The sequence below is a fragment of the Sphingomonas floccifaciens genome (assembly GCF_042681125.1).
Taxonomy (GTDB): domain Bacteria; phylum Pseudomonadota; class Alphaproteobacteria; order Sphingomonadales; family Sphingomonadaceae; genus Sphingomonas; species Sphingomonas floccifaciens.
Map to the genome: position 1 here is coordinate 245747 of NZ_JBHUFC010000003.1, position 21560 is coordinate 267306.

20 protein-coding genes and 1 pseudogene are annotated in these 21560 nt (G+C 65.0%); 10 read left to right on the forward strand and 11 right to left on the reverse strand.

Features of this window, described 5'->3' with window-relative positions; genetic code table 11:
• Positions 1-5: 5 nt before the first annotated feature.
• Both ccoN and ACFSC3_RS08185 read right to left on the reverse strand, forming a co-directional pair.
• A complete protein-coding gene (ccoN, locus tag ACFSC3_RS08180; RefSeq protein ID WP_380939916.1) occupies positions 6-1670 on the reverse strand; it encodes a cytochrome-c oxidase, cbb3-type subunit I in 1665 nt (554 codons plus the stop codon).
• Between the two features lie 44 nt (positions 1671-1714).
• Positions 1715-2014, reverse strand: a complete 300-nt coding sequence (locus ACFSC3_RS08185; RefSeq protein WP_380939917.1) for a hypothetical protein — start codon at positions 2012-2014, stop codon at positions 1715-1717.
• Between the two features lie 161 nt (positions 2015-2175).
• Here ACFSC3_RS08185 and ACFSC3_RS08190 point away from each other — a divergent pair, with 161 nt between their 5' ends.
• Positions 2176-2835 carry a Crp/Fnr family transcriptional regulator gene (locus ACFSC3_RS08190; RefSeq protein ID WP_380939918.1) on the forward strand — a complete coding sequence of 220 codons (660 nt, stop codon included), beginning with the start codon at positions 2176-2178 and terminating at the stop codon, positions 2833-2835.
• A 38-nt stretch (positions 2836-2873) separates the two neighbouring features.
• On the opposite strand, the gene ACFSC3_RS08195 is transcribed toward ACFSC3_RS08190, so the two are convergent.
• Both ACFSC3_RS08195 and hemN read right to left on the reverse strand, forming a co-directional pair.
• Positions 2874-3575, reverse strand: a complete 702-nt coding sequence (locus ACFSC3_RS08195) for a Crp/Fnr family transcriptional regulator (RefSeq protein WP_380939919.1) — start codon at positions 3573-3575, stop codon at positions 2874-2876.
• Between the two features lie 58 nt (positions 3576-3633).
• Positions 3634-4959, reverse strand: a complete 1326-nt coding sequence (hemN, locus tag ACFSC3_RS08200) for an oxygen-independent coproporphyrinogen III oxidase (RefSeq protein ID WP_380939920.1) — start codon at positions 4957-4959, stop codon at positions 3634-3636.
• Between the two features lie 123 nt (positions 4960-5082).
• Between hemN and ACFSC3_RS08205 the strand changes: the two genes are divergently transcribed.
• Positions 5083-5544, forward strand: coding sequence for an OmpW/AlkL family protein (locus ACFSC3_RS08205; RefSeq protein WP_380939921.1), 462 nt, complete (start codon positions 5083-5085; stop codon positions 5542-5544).
• Between the two features lie 2 nt (positions 5545-5546).
• Positions 5547-5678: a hypothetical protein gene (locus ACFSC3_RS08210; protein ID WP_380939922.1), complete on the forward strand. Its 132-nt coding sequence runs from the start codon at positions 5547-5549 to the stop codon at positions 5676-5678.
• A 4-nt stretch (positions 5679-5682) separates the two neighbouring features.
• On the opposite strand, the gene ACFSC3_RS08215 is transcribed toward ACFSC3_RS08210, so the two are convergent.
• The 4 genes from ACFSC3_RS08215 to ACFSC3_RS08230 all read right to left on the reverse strand — a co-directional run bounded on the left by ACFSC3_RS08215 (position 5683) and on the right by ACFSC3_RS08230 (position 12480).
• On the reverse strand, positions 5683-6678 hold the full coding sequence (locus tag ACFSC3_RS08215) for an HWE histidine kinase domain-containing protein (RefSeq protein ID WP_380939923.1): 996 nt from the start codon (positions 6676-6678) through the stop codon (positions 5683-5685).
• 377 nt (positions 6679-7055) lie between these two features.
• Complete coding sequence (locus ACFSC3_RS08220) at positions 7056-10316, reverse strand: PAS domain S-box protein (protein WP_380939924.1); 3261 nt, start codon at positions 10314-10316, stop codon at positions 7056-7058.
• Positions 10317-10327: 11 nt separating this feature from the next.
• Positions 10328-12304: a hybrid sensor histidine kinase/response regulator gene (locus tag ACFSC3_RS08225; protein ID WP_380939925.1), complete on the reverse strand. Its 1977-nt coding sequence runs from the start codon at positions 12302-12304 to the stop codon at positions 10328-10330.
• Positions 12301-12480 carry a ribbon-helix-helix domain-containing protein gene (locus tag ACFSC3_RS08230; RefSeq protein WP_380939926.1) on the reverse strand — a complete coding sequence of 60 codons (180 nt, stop codon included), beginning with the start codon at positions 12478-12480 and terminating at the stop codon, positions 12301-12303. The genes ACFSC3_RS08225 and ACFSC3_RS08230 overlap by 4 nt, the downstream gene beginning before the upstream one ends.
• A 311-nt stretch (positions 12481-12791) precedes the next feature.
• Here ACFSC3_RS08230 and ACFSC3_RS08235 point away from each other — a divergent pair, with 311 nt between their 5' ends.
• Complete coding sequence (locus ACFSC3_RS08235; RefSeq protein WP_380939927.1) at positions 12792-13022, forward strand: hypothetical protein; 231 nt, start codon at positions 12792-12794, stop codon at positions 13020-13022.
• Positions 13023-13523: 501 nt separating this feature from the next.
• Complete coding sequence (gene pelA / locus ACFSC3_RS08240; RefSeq protein ID WP_380940892.1) at positions 13524-14786, forward strand: pectate lyase; 1263 nt, start codon at positions 13524-13526, stop codon at positions 14784-14786.
• 44 nt (positions 14787-14830) lie between these two features.
• Here the strand turns inward: pelA and ACFSC3_RS08245 are convergent, their stop codons facing one another.
• Positions 14831-15445 (reverse strand): GyrI-like domain-containing protein, encoded by a 615-nt coding sequence (locus ACFSC3_RS08245; protein WP_380939928.1) that lies wholly within the window; start codon positions 15443-15445, stop codon positions 14831-14833.
• A gap of 149 nt (positions 15446-15594) precedes the next feature.
• Between ACFSC3_RS08245 and ACFSC3_RS08250 the strand changes: the two genes are divergently transcribed.
• From ACFSC3_RS08250 to ACFSC3_RS08270, 5 genes are all read left to right on the forward strand, one after another.
• Entirely contained in the window at positions 15595-16371 is a 777-nt protein-coding gene (locus ACFSC3_RS08250; RefSeq protein ID WP_380939929.1) for an MHYT domain-containing protein, read from the forward strand.
• The gene (locus ACFSC3_RS08255) at positions 16307-17773 is read left to right on the forward strand and encodes a PAS domain-containing hybrid sensor histidine kinase/response regulator (protein WP_380939930.1); all 1467 of its coding nucleotides are present in this window, start codon (positions 16307-16309) and stop codon (positions 17771-17773) included. The genes ACFSC3_RS08250 and ACFSC3_RS08255 overlap by 65 nt, the downstream gene beginning before the upstream one ends.
• A 114-nt stretch (positions 17774-17887) precedes the next feature.
• A complete protein-coding gene (locus tag ACFSC3_RS08260; protein WP_380939931.1) occupies positions 17888-18448 on the forward strand; it encodes a YciE/YciF ferroxidase family protein in 561 nt (186 codons plus the stop codon).
• Positions 18449-18597: 149 nt separating this feature from the next.
• Positions 18598-18948, forward strand: coding sequence for a hypothetical protein (locus tag ACFSC3_RS08265; protein ID WP_380939932.1), 351 nt, complete (start codon positions 18598-18600; stop codon positions 18946-18948).
• Between the two features lie 186 nt (positions 18949-19134).
• Entirely contained in the window at positions 19135-19419 is a 285-nt protein-coding gene (locus ACFSC3_RS08270) for a hypothetical protein (protein ID WP_380939933.1), read from the forward strand.
• Positions 19420-19825: 406 nt separating this feature from the next.
• Here ACFSC3_RS08270 and ACFSC3_RS08275 read toward each other — a convergent pair.
• A pseudogene (locus ACFSC3_RS08275) lies at positions 19826-20308 on the reverse strand (CaiB/BaiF CoA transferase family protein); the annotation flags it as partial.
• Positions 20308-21492, reverse strand: coding sequence for an acyl-CoA dehydrogenase (locus tag ACFSC3_RS08280; protein ID WP_380939934.1), 1185 nt, complete (start codon positions 21490-21492; stop codon positions 20308-20310). The pseudogene ACFSC3_RS08275 and the gene ACFSC3_RS08280, both read right to left, overlap by 1 nt.
• Positions 21493-21560 lie beyond the last annotated feature (68 nt).

Genomic DNA, 21560 nt, shown 5'->3' on the forward strand with positions numbered 1-21560 from the left:
GGGCCCTATTCGGCGGGAAGGGGGCTGGAAGCGCCGCGCGCTGGCGCAAGCGGCCGGTCAGCCTCCGGATCGTAGGCGGGAGACGACATGGGGGCTTCGGCGCGCACGCGGCCGCGACACGTCATCCAGACGTTCCAGGCCATGAGCACCGCGCCTGAGAAGTAGAAGACGCCGCCCACGATCCGGATGAGATAGTAGGGCTTCATTGCCGCCACGACCTCGGAGAAGGCGTAGACCAGGTAGCCGTCGGACCCGTATTCGCGCCACATGAGCCCCTGGGTGATGCCCGCCACCCACATCGACGCGGCGTAGAGGACGATGCCGAAGGTCGCGAGCCAGAAGTGCCAATTGACCATGCGCAGCGAGTAGAGACGGCCCTGGCCCCAAAGACGCGGGGCCAGGTAGTAAACCGCCGCGAAAATGATCATGCCATTCCAGCCGAGGGCGCCGGCGTGCACATGGCCGATCGTCCACTCCGTGTAGTGGCTGAGCGAATTGACCGCCTTGATCGACAGCATCGGGCCCTCGAAGGTCGCCATGCCGTAGAAGGCGAGAGCGGCGACCATCATGCGGATGATCGGGTCGGTCCGGATCTTGTCCCATGCACCGTTCAGCGTCATCAGCCCGTTGATCATGCCACCCCAGGACGGCATCCAGAGCATGACCGAGAACACCATTCCGAGCGTCTGCGCCCAGTCTGGCAGCGCCGTGTAGTGAAGGTGGTGCGGACCCGCCCAGATGTAGAGGAAGATGAGCGACCAGAAGTGGATGATCGACAGGCGATAGCTGTAGATCGGCCGCTCCGCCTGCTTCGGCACGAAGTAATACATCATGCCCAGGAAGCCGGCGGTCAGGAAAAAGCCGACCGCGTTGTGGCCATACCACCACTGGGTCAGCGCATCCTGCACGCCCGCGAACGCGGAATAGGACTTCGAGCCGAGAAGCGAGACCGGGATCGCCAGGTTGTTGACGACGTGCAGCATCGCAATCGTCAGGATGAACGAAAGGTAGAACCAGTTGGCGACGTAGATGTGCGGCTCGCTGCGCCTGACGATCGTGCCGACGAACACGATCAGGTAGCCGACCCAGACGATCGTCAGCCACAGGTCCACATACCACTCGGGCTCGGCATACTCCCGGCTCTGCGTGACGCCGAGGACGTAGCCGGTGGCGGCCAGCACGATGAACAGCTGGTATCCCCAGAACACGAAGCGCGCGAGGCCCGGAAAGGCGAGGCGCGCGCGACACGTGCGCTGGACGACGTAGAAGCTCGTCATGATCAACGCGTTTCCGCCGAAGGCGAAGATGACGGCGGAGGTGTGCAGCGGTCGAAGGCGCCCGAAGGTCGTATATTCCAGGCCGAAGTTGAGTGCCGGAAAGGTCAGCTGCGCGGCGATGAACACGCCCGCCAGCAGTCCGACCAGTCCCCAGGACACCGTTGCGACAAGGCCCCAGCGGATCGGCTCGTCGTCATAGCGACCCTGCGGAATGGACGGCGCCAGTTCGAGCCGGCCGACGCCGCTCATGGTGAGGAAGGCGACGGCGAGAGCGGCGATCCCCATGATCGCCATATGCACGGCGAAACCGCCATCCGCCGAAAGCAGCATCGCGAACAGCGCGACCACGCCCAGCAGCAGCCAGGCCCCCGCCTTGGAAACGATCGCATCCATGTCGTGACCTCTCGAAGGCTGGGAGCGTCTGTCGTGCGGGCGCGTCATGGCCGCTGCACTCCGGCCGGCTGCGACCGCACCGTCTCGGGGCCGATCACGCGGGTCACGTAGAGGACGACGAAGGCGCCGACGCCCGTCATGGCGACCAGGAAGACGGCGAGCACGACACGGATCGGGAGCCGCGATCGACGTCCATCGCCCCGCGCAGGCCCGGCCACGATGTCGCCGTCCATCCTGCCGACGGCACGCGCCACTTCGCGAGCGTGGATCAGAAGATAGACGCCAGAGGCGATCGTCAGAACCGCCATAAGCGCGAAGACACCCGTATAGACGCCGATCGGCACTGCCACCTCCCAGCCGCACGTCTGTCACGGCTTCCGCCGGTCAGTGACATGCCGGTCCGGGATTGAATTTGACGGCGGTCAAAGAACGGGCGGCTGAAAGCCCCTTTACCCGGCGCGAAGGGCCCCGGGCATTCCGCCCAGGGTCTGCAGCCAGGCGACCCATGCTCGACCCGTCCAAGATCATTCCGCCCATCCTGGCGGGCCTGCCGGACGAGACCGTGCACGTCGTCATGGCGGCGGCGATCGAACGCTCGGTCCCGGCCGGCGCCGCGCTCTTTCATGAAGAGGATGCGGCCGACCAGCTGACTCTGATACTCGGCGGCAGCGTTCGCGTGTGGCGCACCTCCTCGAGCGGGGCGGCGATCACCCTGCACGTGCTCGGCCCCGGGGACATTCCGGGGTGCGTGGCGGTCATCCGGCGGACGCCCTACCCCGCAAGCGCCACTACGTCGGCGCCGACCCGGATCCTGACCTGGCCAGCCGAGCGCATCCGCGCCTTGATTTCGCAGCATCCTCCTTTCGCCGCGAACCTGCTCGACGTCGTCGCGGCGCGAAACGAGGAGATGCTCCAGCGGCTGCACGAGGTGTCCACGCTCCACGTGCCGCCGCGCGTCGCACGCGTCCTCATCCGCATGATCGACGAGAGCGGCAGACCGGACGTCGCCCAGTCTCGCCAGGACATCGCAGAACTGGCAGCCACGACGCTGCACACCGTAAGCCGGCTCATGAGCCGCTGGCACCGGGACGGCGTAGTGCGTGCAGGCCGCGGCCGGGTCCTGGTCCTTGACCGCGCTCGCTTGGAGAAGCTCGCCGAAGGCTGACGGCGTCCGTCGGTTCTGCGGTCGCGCCCAGCTCCGGCCTACTGCGGGCCGGCGACGCCCTCGAGTCGCGCGCGGTCGCGGATCGTGCAGTCGCGCCCGCCCCGCGCTACGCCGAGGACGCCCGAAGCCTTCAGCAGGGTCAGCTGCCTGCTTACCGTCTCGATCGTCAGTCCGAGATAGTCGGCGAGGTCGCCGCGGCTGATAGGGATTCGAACGCGGATGCCGTCCGGGCCGCTCTCCCCGGTGTGGTCTGCCAGCTCGAGAAGGAAGCCCGCGACCCGTTCCTTCGCGCTTCTGCGGGCGAGCGACAGCATCCGGCCGCGTGCCTGGCTGAGCGAGGCGAGCGTGCGCTCGAGAAGCAGGCGTTCCATCCGGGGGTGGTCGTCGACCACGTGCTCGAAACCCGCACGCGGATAGATGCAGAGGTCCGTCGCGACCAGCGTGGTGACCGTGAGCGAAGCGTCGTCCTGAAACGGCTGTCCGACGAAGTCGCCCGGGAACAGCAGACCGACGATCTGTTCGCGCCCGTCCGCCGTGGATGCCGTCGCCTTCAACGCGCCGCTGACCACGCTGGCGCAGCTGCTGCTCGGTTCGCCGGCCCAGCTTACCACCTGCCCTGCGGGAAGCACGCGACGACGGCCCATGTCGCTCAGCGCACGCAGCTCGTCATCGGACATGCTAGCGCAAAGGGCGACGTCGCGGACGGCGCAGTCGATGCAGCGGGTCGGCACGGCGATCATGGATCTCGCCCTGCCACATCCGACGGTCGTTGTCAGGTATCCCGCCTCGGCGGGGCGTTCAGACCGCGCTGCTGAAGCGGCTGGTCCCGCCCGAACGATAGGGATCGATGGTCGCCGCCATCGAGCGGAGATAGGGCGACGCCTGCCCGGACGTGGTCAGCACGGCGGCCCTCCACTCGGCCAGATCGCGATCGACGAAGGGCTGGAGCGCGTCGCGGATGTCGGACAGGTCAGGCATGCCCTCCAGGTTGGCGCTGCCTGTGCACAGCAGCGACTCAATCGCCGCCGCCCGGCGCTGATCGAGCGGCGAGCGCCGGATGCCCCGCGACGTCGCGAACCCGTCATTGGCGATGCGCAGGTGATAGCGCCCGGCGTTCTTCTCGTTCTGAAGCAGAACATGAGGAAATACGCTGATGGACGACGCTCCCAGCCCGATCAGCACGCGCGCGGAGTCGTCCGTGAAGCCCTGGAAGTTGCGGCGCAACCCACCCGTGCGCGACGCCTGGCCGAGCGGATCGTCCGGCCGAGCGAAGTGATCGAAGCCGACCGGCTGATAGCCATCCGCGGTGAGTCTACCATGCGCCAGCTCAGCCTGGGCGAAGCGTTGGGCCGCACCGGGAAGCTCGCTAGCATCGATCTGACGTTGACGGGGGATCAGGTGCGGCACGTGCGCGTAGCCGAAGACGGCGAGCCTATCGGGTCCGAGCGAGACGGCTGTGTCGAGCGTCTCGCGCAACTCTCGTGACGACTGTCCCGGCAGCCCATACATCAAATCGAAGTTTAACGACGAGACGCCCGAGGCGCGCAGCCGACTGACCGCGCAGGCGATCGCCGCGGTGGGCTGAACCCGACCGATCGCGCGCTGGATCCCGTCGTCGAAGGTCTGCACTCCGAGGCTGACGCGTCTGATGCCGTGGCGCGCGACCCGCTCAGCCCAGTGCGCGTCGAAGCCACGAGGGTCGAGTTCGATCGAGATAGACGCGCCCGTTCGAGGAAAGGCGTCCGCCAGCCTCGCCATCAGCGCGTCGAACTGCTCGGGCGCCAACGCGTCCGGACTGCCGCCGCCCCAGGCGATCCTGGACAGCCGCCCGCGCCCGTCCAAAGCGCGAGCCACGCGGTCGATCTCCTGGCCCAGCCGCGTGACGTAGGCGGCGAGACGAGCGTCGCGATTGGCCGCCCCCGTGTTGCATCCGCAATACCAGCAGAGCTCGCGGCAGTAGGGGACGTGGAGGTAGAGCGACACTTCCTCGTCGTCGCGCACCCCAGCCAGCGCTTCCGCCATGTCGGCCGGCTTCATTCCGTCGCCGAACTCCGCGGCGGTCGGAAAGCTGGTGTAGCGCGGAACGGGCCGCGCGAGCAGATCAGGATGATAGCGCCAATTCATCGTGCTTGAAGTAGCCGTCCTCCGCGCCCTCGCCTTGACAGCCGTCAAACCAGAACTTGCGATCCGACAAGGCTCCCCTGTCCCGGCCGGCCTAGTCGCCATTCCGCAATCAGGGAGTGAGACATGAAGTTTGCTATATCACTCGCGGCGGCTTTTGCGGTCGCCGCGCCAGCCGCCGCGCAGACGGTGGGGACGGGGATCCGCGCGGGGGACGTCCTGCTGCGCGCCCGCGCCATCGTGGTCGCGCCGAACGAGCGGTCGAGCGGCATCTCCCCGACGTTTCCAAACGAGCGCATCGGCCTCGACAATGCGGCGATGCCGGAGGTCGACGTCACATACATGGCCACGGATGTGATCGGCTTCGAGCTCATCGCTTCCACTACGCGGCATCATGCGCGGGGAACCTCCGGCACGACGGGCGGCATCGGCCGGCTCGCTTCCACCTGGGCGCTACCCCCGACGCTGACCGCACAGTATCACTTAAACCCGCATGGGAGGCTGCGGCCATACGTAGGTGCCGGCGTCAACTACACGATTTTCTGGAACGAGAGCCGTTCCACGCCCAAGCGGCTCAAGGCGCGGTGATCGTGACCGGCCCGGACTCCATCGATGTCGCGATGACTCCGCCGGCCGCGCTCCGGTCGGCCGAGCGGATCAGCACGGCTGCGGTGGAGGCGCTGATCGACGGCGATACCGAGAGGCCGAAGATCTCGGAGTAACCGACTAGGCGCAGAGCGCCGCGACCGGCGCATGCAGGGACCAGACCAGACCGGACGGGAGCTCCTGAAGATCGGCCGCGCCGCGCAGTCGACGCGGTGCTGCCGTTAGCAGCAGCCGCCTGCCGAAACCTGACGATAGCGTCGATTGGCGATAAGGACCGTTTCGCTCGGCCCATTGCAGCCAGAGATAGGGCTCGTCGAGGGAGCTGACCTCCCATCGCACCTCCACATGACCGTTTCTATCGCTGAGCGAGCCGAACCGGAGAGCGTGGACCTCGAGCTCATGAAGCGCGAGCGCCAGAGCCGCCGCGTTGGCCGCGCTGATCGGCAGGTCCGGTCCCGCGATGAGCACCCGACCCGTCCCCCCTTCGGCCAGTGACATGCGGATCAGGGTTGCGAGATCGTCGAACCGACCATCGGGCTGAAGCAGCAGGTCGCTGATCCGCGTCAACATCGAAATGCGCGCTGCGATCTCCCGGCCGGTCTCAACCGTCGGACCGTCATGGTCGAGAGCCTGACCGATCAGAGCCGAAACGATGGCGAGCAGGTTTCGAAGCTGATGCCGCGCCGCTCCAACAGCGATCAGCCCACCAAGAGCTGCCGCCTGAGGATCTAGCTCCACATGTCCAAGCCGGGCGGCGACGGACTCGAACGAATCCCTGAGGCGCTCCACTGTTCCGTCACTTAGCAGAAGCACGGTCTGACCGTTTTCCGCAGTGATGCGGTGCAAAGCCTCAGGCTCTAGGCGCAGTTGTCGGCCGTCTATCGTCGTGAAGTGACCGCAACCTGTCGTTGCGGCTGCCCCGTCGGGGCAATGCTCGGATCCTTCATCGATCGGCCCCCCCGGGCCCGAAGCGCACTGCTGTCGGCTGGCGACGGCCTTCAGTCCACGCGAGAGATGCTCGACAAGAACGCTGTCCTCGGCGTCTGCCCGCTTGAGCAGCGACAGCGCCTGGCGCGCAAGCACGATTGCTGCATCCTCTGCACTGACGTCGGTCATACAAAACCCCGGTTGAATTCCCTCGGCAGTTCGACGCCGATCCTAGCGCGCGATCTGGCGCCCGATCACTCCCGCGGGCGAATTGGGTTCGCGAAATCACTCGGTCAATGAACAATACCTCCGTTTCGGTGGAAAGTCCCTTCAGGTGTCCCGGTTCATCGACGCAGCTTGGACGCCGCGCTCATCGCGGCACGCTAGACGTCGCGCTGCCGGCCGCCGGACGCTCGGAGCGCGCCTGAGCATTCGGTGCTTCGCGCAGGTGGACGGAGCTCTCAGCACCGGTTGACGGCCTGCTCAACGTTGCCGGCACGTGGTCAAGTTACCGTTCACGGGGGGCGAGAAACCCCTATCGCCAAACCGTGTCTGACCGGGATCCCCTAAGTCGCTTCGATGATGCTCCTGATACGAGTCACCAGCGCGTCGATGGCGAACGGCTTCGTCATCATCGACATGCCTGGCTCCAGGAAGCCGTTCGCGATCGTGGCGTTCTCAGCATATCCGGTCATGAAGAGCACCTTCAATTCGGGGCGTCGCTCGCGCGCCGCGTCAGCGAGCTGCCGACCGTTGAGGCCGGGCAAGCCGATGTCGGTGACGAGTAGGTCGATGCGTCGCTTCGACTGCAGCACCTTCAGCCCGGAAGGGCCGTCCACCGCCTCGATCGCTCGGTAGCCAAGCTCCTCAAGCACGTCCACGACGAGGGCGCGAACGGCCGTCTCGTCCTCGACCACGAGAACGACCTCGCCGCGTTCGGCGCGGTGCTCGTCGCCAAGCTCGACCGTTTGGCCTTCCTCTTCCTCACCCTCGCCGTAGTGGCGCGGAAGGTAGAGCTTGAAGGTCGTTCCCTTGCCGACCTCCGAATAGATCTTGGCGTAGCCCTCGGACTGCCGGGCGAAACCGTAGATCATCGAAAGACCCAGGCCCGTGCCCTGACCGATCGGCTTCGTGGTGAAGAACGGTTCGAACGCCTTTGCCACGATGTCGGTCGTCATGCCGACGCCCGTGTCGGTGACGCAGATGCAGACATACTGACCGGGCTTCACCTCGCGCTGACGCGCCGCATACGCATCATCGAGGTGGGCGTTGCACGTTTCGATCGTGAGCGTGCCGCCCTCGGGCATGGCATCGCGCGCGTTGATCGCGAGGTTGAGGATCGCGCTCTCGAGCTGATGCGGGTCGCACAGCGTGTTCCATAGGCCGCCGGCAGTCACGATCTCGAGCCGAACGGCCTCGCCGATCGTGCGCCGAAGCAGCTCCTCCATCCCGGTGACCAGGCGGTTGGCGCCGACCGGCTTGGGATCGAGAGGCTGACGGCGCGAGAACGCCAGCAGGCGATGGGTCAGGGCGGCAGCCCTGTTCGCCGCCGTGATCGCGGTCGTCGTGTAGCGCTCCATCCTGCTCGTGTCGCCCTTGGCGATCTGGCGTTGCATTATGTCCAGCGAACCGATCACGCCAGTAAGCAGATTGTTGAAGTCGTGGGCGATTCCACCGGTGAGCTGACCCACCGCCTCCATCTTCTGCGCCTGTCGAAGCTGCTCCTGCGCCTGCTCGAGCTGCTCCTGACGGACCTTGTCGGACGTCACGTCCCGACCCGACGCGTAGATCAATTCACCCTCGGGAGCCGCCACCCACGAGATCCAGCGGAACGAGCCGTCTCGATGTCTATAACGATTCTCATACGCCGGCAGATCTTCTGCCGAGGCAGTGGCGAGAGCGCCTTCGCTCGAAGGGTGATCGTCCGGGTGGATGAAGTCGAGATAGGCGCGGCCCACCAGATCTTCCGAACGCCACCCCAGAATCTGCGACCAAGCTGGATTGACGGCGCGGAAGATGCCGTCCGTTCCAACGACGAGGAGTAGGTCGCGAGCGTTGTTCCATGTGCGGTCGCGGTCCGCGATGGCCGCCTCGACCCGTCGCTCGAGCGTGTCGTTGAGGTCGAGAAGCGCCTGTTCCGCCGCCTTGCGATCCTGGATGTCGACCGACGCGCCGAACCATCGGACTATCTCGCCGGTCCGTTCGTCGCGAAAAGGGTCGGCCCGGACCAGAAACCACCGATAGACCCCATCGGCGCGGCGAATTCGATGCTCGATCTGGAATACCCCGCCGGAGCTCCGAGCCTCGTCGAACGCCGCCATCGTGCGCGCGTCGTCGTCCGGATGGACGTAGTTCCGGGACACCTCGGCCGCCGTTGACGGATGATCCGGCGCACCGACGTAGTCGGCCCACTGCTTGTTGAAGAACTCAATGCGACCCTGTGCGTCCGTGATCCAAACGATCTGAGGCACGGCGTCGGCCATGAGCCGGAACTTCGCCTCGCTGTCCCGCAGCCGTTCCTCGGCCTGCTTGCGGTCGCTGATGTCGACAGACGAGCCAACCAGTCCGACAACCGTCCCTTGAGCGTCCCGGAACGGTGCCTTCGTCGAAAGCCAGGTCGCCCGGCGCCCATCGGGAAAGCTGACCTGCTCCTCGATCGCTTCGGTGCGATTTTCCTTCATGACTCGCAGGTCGTTGGCTGTCACCGCCTCGGCCTGCACGGGATCATCCAGAAACTCCCGGTCGGTGCGCCCTATGATCTCCGACAGCGGCTTGCCCACCAGGTCCACCGTCCCGCGGTTCGCCGCCAGCATCCGACCTTCGCGATCTTTGGCGTAGACGACGCCGGGCACCGCTTCCATCACCGCTTCGAGCAGCGTCTTCGCTCGGCGCAGCTCGTCTTCAGCCCCCCGCCGTTCGTCGATATCGACGACGGACCCGACGTAGCCGAGGTAGGCTCCGTCAGCACCGAAGCGGGGTGTCGCCGCATCGATCGCCCAACGATAGGCGCCATCCGGACGGCGCAGCCGGTATTCGACGCGAAACGGCCGCTGGGCTGCGTTGGCCTCGACGAACGCCCGTTCGGCGAGGGGCCTGTCCTCCGGGTGCGTTGCGTCAAGCCAACCGTAGCCGAGCGCTTCCTCCTCGCTCTGACCGGTGAACTCATACCAGGCCCGATTGAGGTAGATGCAGTGCCCTTGGGGATCCGTCACCCACATCATCACCGAAGTGCCATCCGCCATAATGCGGAAGCGCGCTTCGCTTTCGGCAAGATCGGACTGCGCTTGGCGAAGATCGTGCTCGATCGCCTCCGCGACCGCCAGCTGCCGGCTACGCTCCTCAAGCGCGCGTCTCAGCTCCAGCTGCGCCATGACCTGCCGCGCCAGCACGCGCAGAGTGTCCTGCTGAAGCTCGGTCAGCTGCCTGGGGCGAGTGTCCAGCACGCACAACGTCCCGATCGGCAGCCCCTCTCCGGTCTTGAGCAAAGCGCCAGCGTAGAACCGCAGGTGCGGTTCATTCACGACCAGCGGGTTGCAGGCAAAGCGGGAATCCTGCGTCGCATCGGGGACGAGCAGAAATTCCTCTTCAAGGATTGCCCTCGCGCAGAACGAACTTTCCAGCGGGGTCTCTCGAACCCCGAGCCCGACCTCGGCCTTGAAGAACTGCCGGCCTTCGCCGATCAGGTTCACAACCGCGATCGGCGCATCGCAGAGCTTAGCGGCGAGGGCTGCCACCTCGTCGAATGCGGGCTCGCGCGGGGTGTCCATCACGTCGTAGCGCGCCAAGGTCTCGAGACGCCGCGCTTCGACGTCGCTGATATCAGTCATGTCACTCGAATTCATTTCGTCGTCGCGTTCTTCAACACCTGAGCAAGTCCGTCGGCGGTATAGGGCTTCTGGAGGAGATCAAAGCCGTGCGATCCTTCGGCCGCGAGAACGTGGCTGTAGCCGCTGGTCAGCACCACCGGCAAATCGGGGAAGCTGACGCGCAGCCTCTCGGCGAGCTCGATTCCCGAGATGCCGGGCATCACGACGTCCGTGAACACCATGTCGAACTTCTCGGGATTCGCCTCGATCAGCTCCAAGGCCTCTTGCGCGCTCGACACCCACATGTTGCCGTAGCCGAGGTCGCCGATCAGATGTGCCGCGAACTCGCCCACCAGATGGTTGTCCTCGACCAGCAGCACGCATCCGCCGCCGGAAGGGGGCGTCGAAGCAGTCGGCGGCTTGAGGTCCGCTTCGCCATGGACCTCCCCGTCAGCCGCCCGCGGCAAGTAAAGGATGAAGGAGGCGCCCGCGCCCGGCCCGGCACTTTCGATGATGATGTCGCCGCCGGACTGCTTTGCGAAGCCGAACACTTGGCTGAGCCCAAGTCCGGTGCCCTTGCCGACGTCCTTAGTGGTGAAGAACGGCTCGAAGACCCTCGGCAGATCCTGCTCGCTGATGCCGCTCCCGGTGTCACTGACCGCCACCGCGATGAACCGACCTTCGACCGCGGCATGCCCCCGGGTCGCCGGGATCTCCCCGCGCTCCTCGACGAGGATGGTCAGGCACCCCTCACCCTCCATCGCGTCGCGCGCGTTTACGGCCATGTTGAGGATCGCGGTCTCGAACTGGTTGGCATCGGCATCGACGACGCACGGTTCGCACCTGATCTGGAGATCGATCTCGACCCGCGAGCCGGACACGGTTCGCAAGACCTCCATCCCTTGGCGAAGCCGATCGGCTACGTCGAAGTGCTCGGCCTTAAGCGGCTGCCGTCGTGCGAAGGCCAAAAGCTGATTAGTGAGTTTCGCGGCGCGCTCGGCCGTCTCCTTGATCGCGGCGAGATATCGAGTCCGCTTCTCCTCGGCGAGCCCCGGACGAGCGAGCAGGTCGACGCTCCCCAGGATTACGGTCAGAAGATTGTTGAAGTCGTGCGCGACGCCGCCGGTGAGCTGTCCGATCGCCTCCATCTTCTGGCTCTGTCGCAGTGCCTCCTCGATCCGCTCGCGTTCCGCGACCTCGGCCAGGAGGCTGCGCTTCGATTCTTCCAACGCCGCCACCTGATCGGTCACCGCGTGCTCAAGCGAAATGTTCAGATCCTCGAGCAGGGCCTTGGCCTTGGCTTCGCTCTCCACATCGACGCAGGTTCCGATCCACCGAAGGACCCGCCCCTGATCGTCCGTTTCCGGAACACCTCGGCAAGCGAAGCAGCGATATTCGCCGTCCGCGCCTTCCACCATATAGGTCTGCTCGAACGTAGTGCCGGTGTCGACCGCTTCGTTCCAGGCGTCTCGCGCGCGATCGCGGTGCTTGGGATGTATGGTCTCAAGCCATCGGTCGCCGAGAAGACCTGAGCTCTCACGGCCGGTATACGCTTTGAACCGTGCGTTGATGCGCACGTAGTGACCATCGGCATCCGCCTCGAACACGAAGCCGGGCAGCGCGTCCGTCAGCATGGCCAGACGGCGCTCGGTCTCCCGTTCCGTCGTCCGATCACGGACGATCTTCACGAAGCCGGACCCGCCGGTAAGCGGCATAACGAGGCCGGAACCCCAAAACCGACTGCCGTCGCGGCGGACGTGAAGCCGCTCGTCCACTGCGCGCCCGTCGATCGACGCGCGTTTCATCTCGTCCTCTGGCGAGCCCGCCGCCTGATCCTCCTCGGTGAAGATCATGCGTCCGTGCTGGCCGAGCGCCTCCTCCGCCGTCCAGCCCATGATCGACTCGGCTCCGACGTTCCAGCTCGTGACGAGACCGCCTTCGTCGAAGGTGATGATCGCGAAATCGGTCGAGCTGTCGACGATCTGCTGGGCCAGGACCGGATCGTTCATCCGACAGAGTCTCCGACAGGCGTGGCATCCGGGCTCGATTGACCCTCGATCAGCGTGCGCAGCCTCGCCCGGACGACCTCGCTCGCCGATGAATAGTGGCCCGAAGCCACCTGATCCGCCACGACGCGATCGAGTTCCTGGCTGAGCAAAATGGTGCGTGTCTGTCGACGCGGCATCTGGCCTCTGGGAGCAGGGTGCAGGACAATGCAATACACCTACCGCCCAGCACGGTTCCACGGACTTATCGGATCTTGCCCGAACACCCGGGGCGGAAAGTCCTCCGCTTGCCCGATCGAAATTCCTCGAAAATTGGTCCGCGCATTGCTGCCGTTTGCTGTCCCCTAACCATTGCGTTGACGTCACGAGTTCGCTCTCGCAGATCCGCTCGTGGAAGGATTGTGAAGGCGCGAGGATATTCTATCGTGTCTATACCTTGACTGTCCCAGACGACGTCCGGGACGATTGCGGACGTCTCCTGGAAAGAAAGATGGAGACGTTGCGGCGGCAGCGCGGATACCTCAGCGATCAGGTTCTCGAAAGATTCGACAATCTCGGCGAGCCAACGATCATCGCGATCGTGTGCTGGGAAAGCCTAGCGAGCCTCGCGGCCGCCGGCACGGCCGTCCGTGCCTTCTATGACAGCCTCGGTTTCGACTTCTCCGCATTCTGCGATCGCAACGGCATTAGAAGCGACGTTGCGGTCTTCAAGGCCCGTTGAGACTTGCGACACGCCGCGCTCGGAAACACGGCAGTCGCTTGCACACCGGGGCCGCTCGCACGCGCGGTCGACCGCGCCCAGACGCTTTTCCAAAGTCTTCGAGCCGGCACCGATCGACGCTGCAGGCTCGCTACTTCGTGCTTTTGAGTATGAATTTTGCCGCCGTTTTCACGATCGGCTTCAGTGAACCCTGCCGCTGCTCTGCAATCGGCGAACTTCAAGGTCCTCTTCAAGCGGCGCCCCCACCGAAGCCGGCCTTCAAACGTCGGTCGAGCGTTCGTCGACCGCCTCGAGACAGCGAGCACGATCACAAGATCCCTATGACGCATCTGGCGACCAACCCTACGAGCGCCCTACGCCAAGCCGCGAAGGCCGATCTCCGAGCAGGTGGTGGAAAGCCCCACTTACGGGGTGCAAGGATCTAGCGCGGTGTCAGGCAGGGGCGTAGGCCACAGCCTGTTCCGACAAGTGTGATTGGCGAAGGGAGCTGCCTTGAAGAACGTGACATTTGCGCTGATGCTTGCGAGCGCTGGCCTCCCGCTAGAGGCCACGCAGGCCGGTGTCGTTGGAACCATGACGCCTGCCTCTCCGCTCACCCGAGAGCGCATCGCCGAAGCGCAGCAGGACCGCGACGCCTGGACCGCGTATCTCGCCACCTCGGAACGCCTCGCTGCGGCGGACCGGCTCGCGTTGGCGCGCGAGCGGACTGACGGAAGAATTCCCCCGGCGGTCCGAGCCGGGAAGGGGACGGCCAGCATGCCGCTCGATCGGGATGCCGCGTGGTATGGCACCGTGGACGCGCGGAGGATCGCGGACACGATAGTCAGCTTCCAGACACCCGCCGGCGGATGGGGAAAGAATGCGGACCGCAGCGGACCGCCGCGCGTCCGCGGACAGCACTACCTGTCGGTCGAGGGCGAAGGCGGGGCGGTAGCTCAGGACGCCCGCTGGGACTACGCTGGCACCATCGACAACGGAGCGACCACGACGGAAGTGAGATTCTTGGCCCGGGTGCAGGCCGTCGCCCCGGGCCGGGCAGGCGACCGCTGGCGAAAGGCGATCGTGCGGGCCGTCACCTACCTGCAGACCGCGCAGTTTCCGAACGGGGGGTGGCCCCAGGTGTATCCCCTGCAGGGCGGGTATCACGACGCTGTGACGTTTAACGACAATGCCATGGCGAACGTCGTGACGCTGCTGGCAAACGTCGCTCGGCGTTCGGGAGATTTCGCGTTCGTATCTCCCGCCCTAGCTGCGCGGGCTCGCTCGGCTCACGATCGCGCCATTGCCCTGATCCTCCGGACCCAAGTGGTGGTCGATGGCAAACCCACGGGATGGGGGCAGCAGCACGACGCGGTGACCCTCGAACCCGTCGGGGCCCGCAACTTCGAGCCGGCCGCGCTGTCTTCATCCGAGAGCGCGGGAATACTGATCCTGCTGATGGGCCGACCGAGCCCTTCGCCGGCCGCGATCCGTGCGGTAGACGCCGGCGTCGCCTGGTTGACCGATCGCAGGATCGCAGACGCGGCGTTCGTCCGGTCGCCGGGCCATACGGGTGGTCTCACACCCAGCGTCGGCTCGCCGCCGATCTGGGCACGATTCTACAGCATCCCCGCCTTCCGTCCGATCTTCGGAGATCGTGACCGACGCATCGTCGATGACGTCGGTCAAATCAGCGTAGAGCGGAGAAACGGGTATGCCTGGTTCAGTTCCGATCCCGCTAAGGCCCTCTCGCTCTACCGTGCTTGGGTCAGGTCACGAAGCTAACCCCGGATCGAATGCCCGCGGTTCTCGCGCGCAGCGCGCTTCGACTAGATTGCGCGGACAGGCTGCCGAAGAATGGTCTTGAGCTTGGATGGCTCGGTTCTGCGTGGGTCGCTGAGGTAAATCTCGTGGTGCGGGCCATCGAAGGTAACGCCCATGCCGGGCATGACCTCCTCGTGCAGGCGCTTCAGCGTCTGCCCTTCGTCATCATAGCTGCCGATGTGCAAGGTCTGGAGCGACCTTCCTTCCGATAAGGGCTCGAACCGCAGCGACGGCGGACGGTCGTTCCTCTTCGTCAACGTCTTCGCGACCGCGTCCTCGAACATGGTGCCGGTCACGAAGTCAGGCACGAGGATCATGACGGTCCATTGCCAGCGATCCTTCTCGCGGCGCGCGAACGTGCCGGGATCGTCCGACCACCAAAGCGCTTCCAGCGGGGGCACCACGTAGTCGCGACCCAACCGGTTCTTCGCTGCAAACTTCATCGCGTAGCTCACGCCGTAGATCCATTCGACCGCCTGCCTGTATTCGGCAGCGGAGTTGGGATCGCCCGATCCGTCCACCTTAACGAAGGACATCGTCGGAACGACAACGTCAACAAAGTCGTGCTTCGGCGGATTGAAGAGCGCGCGAAGCTGCCTTTTGAGATCGATCTTCTCCATCTCTGCCTCACCGATTGCGTGCAACGACAAGAGACCCTTTAGGCTATTACAGGTCGACGGTTTCGGCAACGCGACACACGCATCGCCACCGTATCGGATGACATTTCAAACTCTGCCGGAATCGTCCTTCTCGAGCGTCAAGCGGAATATTGCGCCGTTTCGCGGCCTGTGGAATCACCTGGGGGATGATCCTCCATGGTGTTCACGACTTCTATCTGGTCACCCTGTCGATCGTCGTCGCGATCATCGCGTCCTTCACCGCACTCAGTCTCGCAGGACGCGTCCGCGAAGCACGGGACCACACTCGACAGGTATGGCTCGCCGCAGCGGCGATAGCACTGGGCGGCGGGATCTGGTCCATGCACTTCGTCGCCATGCTTGCCTTTCGCATGCCCGGCATGGCGACGAGCTACGACCTCGCGCCGACCGTCGGCTCGCTTGCGCTCGCCATCGGCTTCACTGGCGGCGGCCTCGCGCTGCTCGACTGGTCCATGCCGACGGCGCGTCGGACGCTCTGCGCAGGCCTGCTGATTGGTGCCGGCGTCGCCACGATGCATTACGTTGGAATGGCAGCGATGCGAATGCCGGCGACCCTGCACTACGACCTACGCTGGGTGGCAATCTCCATCATAGTCGCCATCGTAGCTGCAACCGTCGCGGTCTGGCTGGCGACACAACGCCAGGAGATCGGTCGCCGGGCCGCCGCCGCGGTCGTCATGGGAGCGGCGATCTCGGGCATGCACTATTCCGGCATGCATGCGGCCAACTTCACGCGCGCAGCCATGCCCGTCGACGATGCGCAAGGGTTTGCCAGCCTCGGCCAGGCCTTTCTGGCCACGGCGATCGGCGCGGACAAAGGCCATGTTCGGTATCGCACCGGACACTCCCGTGACGCTCGCGGACTTCTACGACGGGCTTCATCCTGAGGATCGCGAGGCGACTGCGAAGGCGTTCGCCGCTGCGACGGATCCCGCGCAGCGCACGCTGTATGACGTCGAATACCGGACCATCGGTCGGGCGGACGGGATGGTCCGCTGGGTGGCGGCCAAGGGTCGTGGGATCTTCGACGAACAGGGCAGATGCGTCCGTGTTGCGGGGACGGCACTGGAGATCACCGCCCGGCGCGAGGCGCAGGACGCGCTGCGCGAGTTGAACGCGACGCTGGAGGCACGCATCAACGCGGCGATACGCGAGCGCGAGGAGGCACAGGACGCGCTACGCCAGAGCCAAAAGATGGAGGCGATGGGCCAACTGACCGGGGGCGTCGCGCACGACTTCAACAATCTTCTCACGCCGATCGTCGGCAGTCTCGACATGCTTCAGCGCAAGGGCATCGGCAGCGAACGCGAGCAGCGCCTGATCGCGGGCGCCGCGCAGTCGGCGGAACGGGCAAGAACACTGGTCCAGCGGCTGCTCGCGTTCGCGCGCCGACAACCGCTGCAGCCGGTCCCCGTAGACGTTGCGGCGCTGGTGAAGGGCATGGCGGATCTAGTTGCGAGCACGACCGGACCGCAGATCAAGGTCGTCGTCGATGCGCCGACCGAGCTGCCGCCCGCGAAGGCCGATCCGAACCAGCTCGAGATGGCGATACTGAACCTGGCCGTGAACGCACGCGACGCCATGCCGGACGGCGGCACCCTACGCATCTCGGCAAGCAGAGAATCGATCCGCACGGCGCACCCGTCCGGACTGCCGACCGGACACTATCTGCGCCTGTCGGTCGCCGACACCGGGCTTGGAATGGACGACGAGACGCTGGCCAAGGCAGTCGAGCCGTTCTTCTCCACCAAAGGCATCGGCAAGGGAACAGGGCTTGGTCTCTCCATGGTGCACGGTCTTGCCTCACAGCTCGGCGGAGCGCTCACGATCACCAGCCGCCCGGGTCTAGGAACCAACGTCGACCTCTGGCTGCCGCAAAGCGCGGTCAGGGCGGAAGACGGACGGATCCCAGACGACGTCCCGCCGACGACCGCCTCCGGCACCGCGCTGCTGGTCGACGATGAGGCGCTCGTGCGAATGAGCACCGCCGACATGCTTTCCGACCTCGGCTACGACGTCGTCGAGGCCGAGTCCGGCGAAGAGGCAGTGCGGATCGTCGCGGCGGGTCGACACATCGACCTGCTCGTCACCGACCACCTGATGCCCGGCTTGAGCGGGACCGACCTCATCCAGCGCGTTCAAGCGCTCCGACCGGAGGTGCCGGCGCTGCTCGTGTCGGGCTACTCGGAAATGGAAGCCCTCGACGTGTCTGTGCCGCGCTTGACGAAACCGTATCGCAAGGACGAACTCGCAGCCTGCCTTCGTCGGATCGCACGCTCGGCAAACTGATCTCCGGACATCGACTCCTCAGTCTGGGGGCCTCGAACGGTGGCGGCGAGCGCGATTAACTGCGATCAATCAGAATCATATGGGCCGGTTCTAGCCTGCGGCGTTGTGCGGTGCGTGATCGATATCAGTGCCGACGGCACCGGGATTGTCTCTCACCAAGCAAGGAGCTCAGACATGGCGGCAAAGACCCTCGAAACGCTATTTCACGACACGCTGAAGGACATCTACTATGCGGAGCGCAAGATCCTGAAATCCCTGCCCAAGATGACCCGCGCAGCTCAGTCCGAACAGCTGAAGGCCGCTTTCCAAAAGCACAAGGAGCAGACCGAGGGGCAGATCGAGCGACTTCAGCAGGTCTTCGAGATCATCGGCAAACCCGCTCGCGGCAAGACTTGCGACGCGATCGAGGGTATTCTGTCGGAAGGCGAAGAGATCATCGACGAATACAAGGGCACGCCGGCTCTCGACGCCGGGCTCCTCGCGGCCGCCCAGGCGGTCGAGCACTACGAGATCACCCGCTACGGAACGCTGAAGCGCTGGGCCTTGGTGCTCGGCCTGGACGACGCTGCGAAGCTGCTCGACGAAACGCTTCAGGAAGAGGCGCAGACCGACGAGGATCTCACGAGCATCGCCGACGCGACGGTGAACGCCGAGGCGATGGTCAAAGCCGAATAGGCTTTCTGCCGAACCCGGCCCGGGACCGGCCGGAGCCAGCATGTTCCGGCCGGTCCAGGTTCACGCGTCGCAGTCGCGGTCGCGATGCTCGCCACCCACCGCGCGACCGTCGGTGTGTCAAATCGCCAGATCGGCCGAGGGGCTCCGCAATGAATATCTGGCTCCGCGTATGTATTGCGCTCACGCTTACCATCGCGAGCGTGGCGATCGAACCGCGATCGGACGAACGCGCCATGTATGGCTTTGACGGTCCGCTGGAACAGAATTGGAAGCCGCGCGAACTGGGAGGATGGCCAGCTCCGTTCGTGGCGGACGATCCCGCCACGTCCGTGCCCCACAAGCTCGGGATCGAAGACGAGTTCCGACCCGGGGCGTTCGTCGCGACGCTCAGCTTTTGGCTAACTGCGATATCCATCGCTGAAGGGGCGGTCTGCCGGTCGATGGAAGTCCGACGTCGACGTAAAAGGCGCCGCTCGGTCGGGGCGCAGGCGTCGTCATAACAAGGCGAGCGCCGCAACCGACGAGTTATGTGCAGGTGCGCAGCGCGATGCGCTTAACTGGAACCGTTCAGTCGCCCCGGACACCACAGCACTTTGCCGACGCGGTAATCCCAGGATGCGATCGCGTGCCGACCGGCGTTGATCGTGTTTAATGCGGGCCATAACCGAAACGATAATCTTGCCACCATGGTCGTCTATTCGTTCAAGTGCGTGACGCGGAACGGACCCGGGCGACCGTTCCACCTAGACGCGCTGAGCGGCGACGACGAAGCCAGAGACCGGGCCATTCAGCTGTTGGCGATGTGGGATGCCGTAGCGGTCGAGGTCGGCCAGAACGGGCGAACCTTCGTCGTTCAAAGGCCGGACATCAGTTCCTGCTCTCGACCTCCCGTCACGGACGAGGCCATGCTCGCGCCCGGGCACGACAGTTCCGGCGTCGAGAAGGAGAAGCAGTCGGGAGCTCGGCCGTGACCGCATCGGGCAGCTGCGACGAGCCGGCGGGACGGTCATTCACCGGGGGCGCGACGACGAAAGCAGCATATATGAGAGGTTTCGAAGCCGGAATCGAACCCGACGAACGAGCGGCCGCATGCCCGTTTCCTCACGAGCACCTCACTCTGCGAATGGCCTGGATGGACGGCTTCGGGTCGGGGCGCGCAGCGAAGGGGGCCGGCCGGTTTGGCGGCAACTGATCAGGACCGTGCGGTCCCGCCAAGGCGCAACGCTTGATTCCGCAAATATCGAAACCGGCTTCACCACCAAAGTTTTGCGGATCTACCCTGGAATCGCGAAAGCGTTGCCGCAAATCATATTTTTCCGCTTAGGGTCAGTTACTTACGGCTAGATGAGCTTCTCAAACCGTCCGCTGGTCGGCCGTAGGGTCGCCGTTTAATGACATGAAACCGCTCATTCCCTGAGCGATGTAGTCATAGCCGGCGCGCGCGGCATAAGGGCCGTCCTGACCGAATCCGGTGATCGAGCAGTAGATGAGCCGGGGATTGACCTTCGACAGAGCGACCTGGTCAAGGCCGTAACGAACCAGCCCGCCCACCTTGTAGTTCTCGATCAGCACATCCGCGCCGGCGACGAGTCCACGGACCTGCGCCTGACCTTCAGGCGTCGCGATATCAATCGAGAGGCTCGTCTTGCCTCGGTTGGCCGAATGGTAATAGGCCGCGCCGAGATTGACGCCGCCCGCACCCGTCACGAACGGTGGCCCCCAGTGGCGCGTGTCGTCCCCGCGGCCCGGCCGCTCGATCTTGATCACCTCTGCGCCGAGATCGGCGAGCAGCTGCCCGCACCACGGCCCCGCCAGAATTCGCGCCAGCTCGATGACCCGCAGGCCTGCAAGCGGCTTCATCAGAACGCCGACAGCCCTGTGATCGCACGGCCCAGGATGAGCGCGTGCACGTCATGCGTGCCCTCGTAGGTGTTGACCGTTTCGAGATTCATCAGGTGCCGCATGACCTGATATTCACTCGAAATGCCGTTGCCGCCGTGCATGTCCCGGCTCGTCCTGGCGGCGTCGAGCGCCTTGCCGACATTGTTGCGCTTGATGAGCGACACCATTTCCGGCGCGAACGTTCCCTCGTCCATCAGCCGGCCAACGCGCAGGCTCGCCTGCAGGCCGAGCGCGATGTCGGTCTCCATGTCGGCGAGCTTCTTCTGATAGAGTTGCTTCGCGGCGAGCGGACGGCCGAACTGATGACGGTCGAGGCCGTATTGCCGCGCCGCGTGTAAGCAGAACTCCGCCGCGCCCATCGCACCCCAGCTTATACCGTAGCGGGCGCGGTTGAGGCATCCGAACGGCCCCTTCAACCCCTCGACCTCCGGCAGCAACGCGTCCTCGGGCACTTCGACTCCGTCCATCATCACCATTCCGGTGATCGACGCGCGCAGGCTCAATTTACCTTCGATCCTCGGTGCGCTGAGGCCCTTCACGTCCCTTTCCAGCACGAACCCGCGGATCTTGCCGCCATGGGCGTCGGACCTCGCCCAGATCACGAACACGTCCGCGATCGGCGCGTTGGAAATCCAGGTCTTCGATCCCGACAGGCGATAGCCGCCGTCGATCTTCTCCGCCCGCGTGCGCATCCCGCCCGGATCCGACCCGGCGTCCGGCTCGGTCAGGCCGAAGCATCCGATCCATTCGCCCCATGCCAGCTTCGGCAGATATTTTTGCTTCTGCGCCTCCGAACCATAGGCGAGTATCGGATACATCACGAGGCTTGACTGCACGCTCATCATCGAGCGGTAACCCGAGTCGACGCGTTCGACCTCGCGCGCGATGAGACCATAGGCGACATAGGATACGCCCGCTCCGCCATATTCCTCCGGCACGGTCGGGCCGAGCAGACCCAGCTCGCCCATCTCCCGAAAAATCGCCGGGTCGGTGGTCTCGTCCTGGAACGCGGAAACGATCCGCGGCGCCAGCTTCTCGCGGGCGTAGTCGGCGGCAGTGTCGCGGATCATCCGCTCGTCGTCCGAAAGCTGTCCGTCTAGCAGCAACGGATCCGCCCACTCGAACTTCGTCATGTCGGCCATCTCGCTCTCCCTCGGCCAAACCATCGGCAGATCCAATGATCAGTTCAATTACTGGAATGCGCGGATTT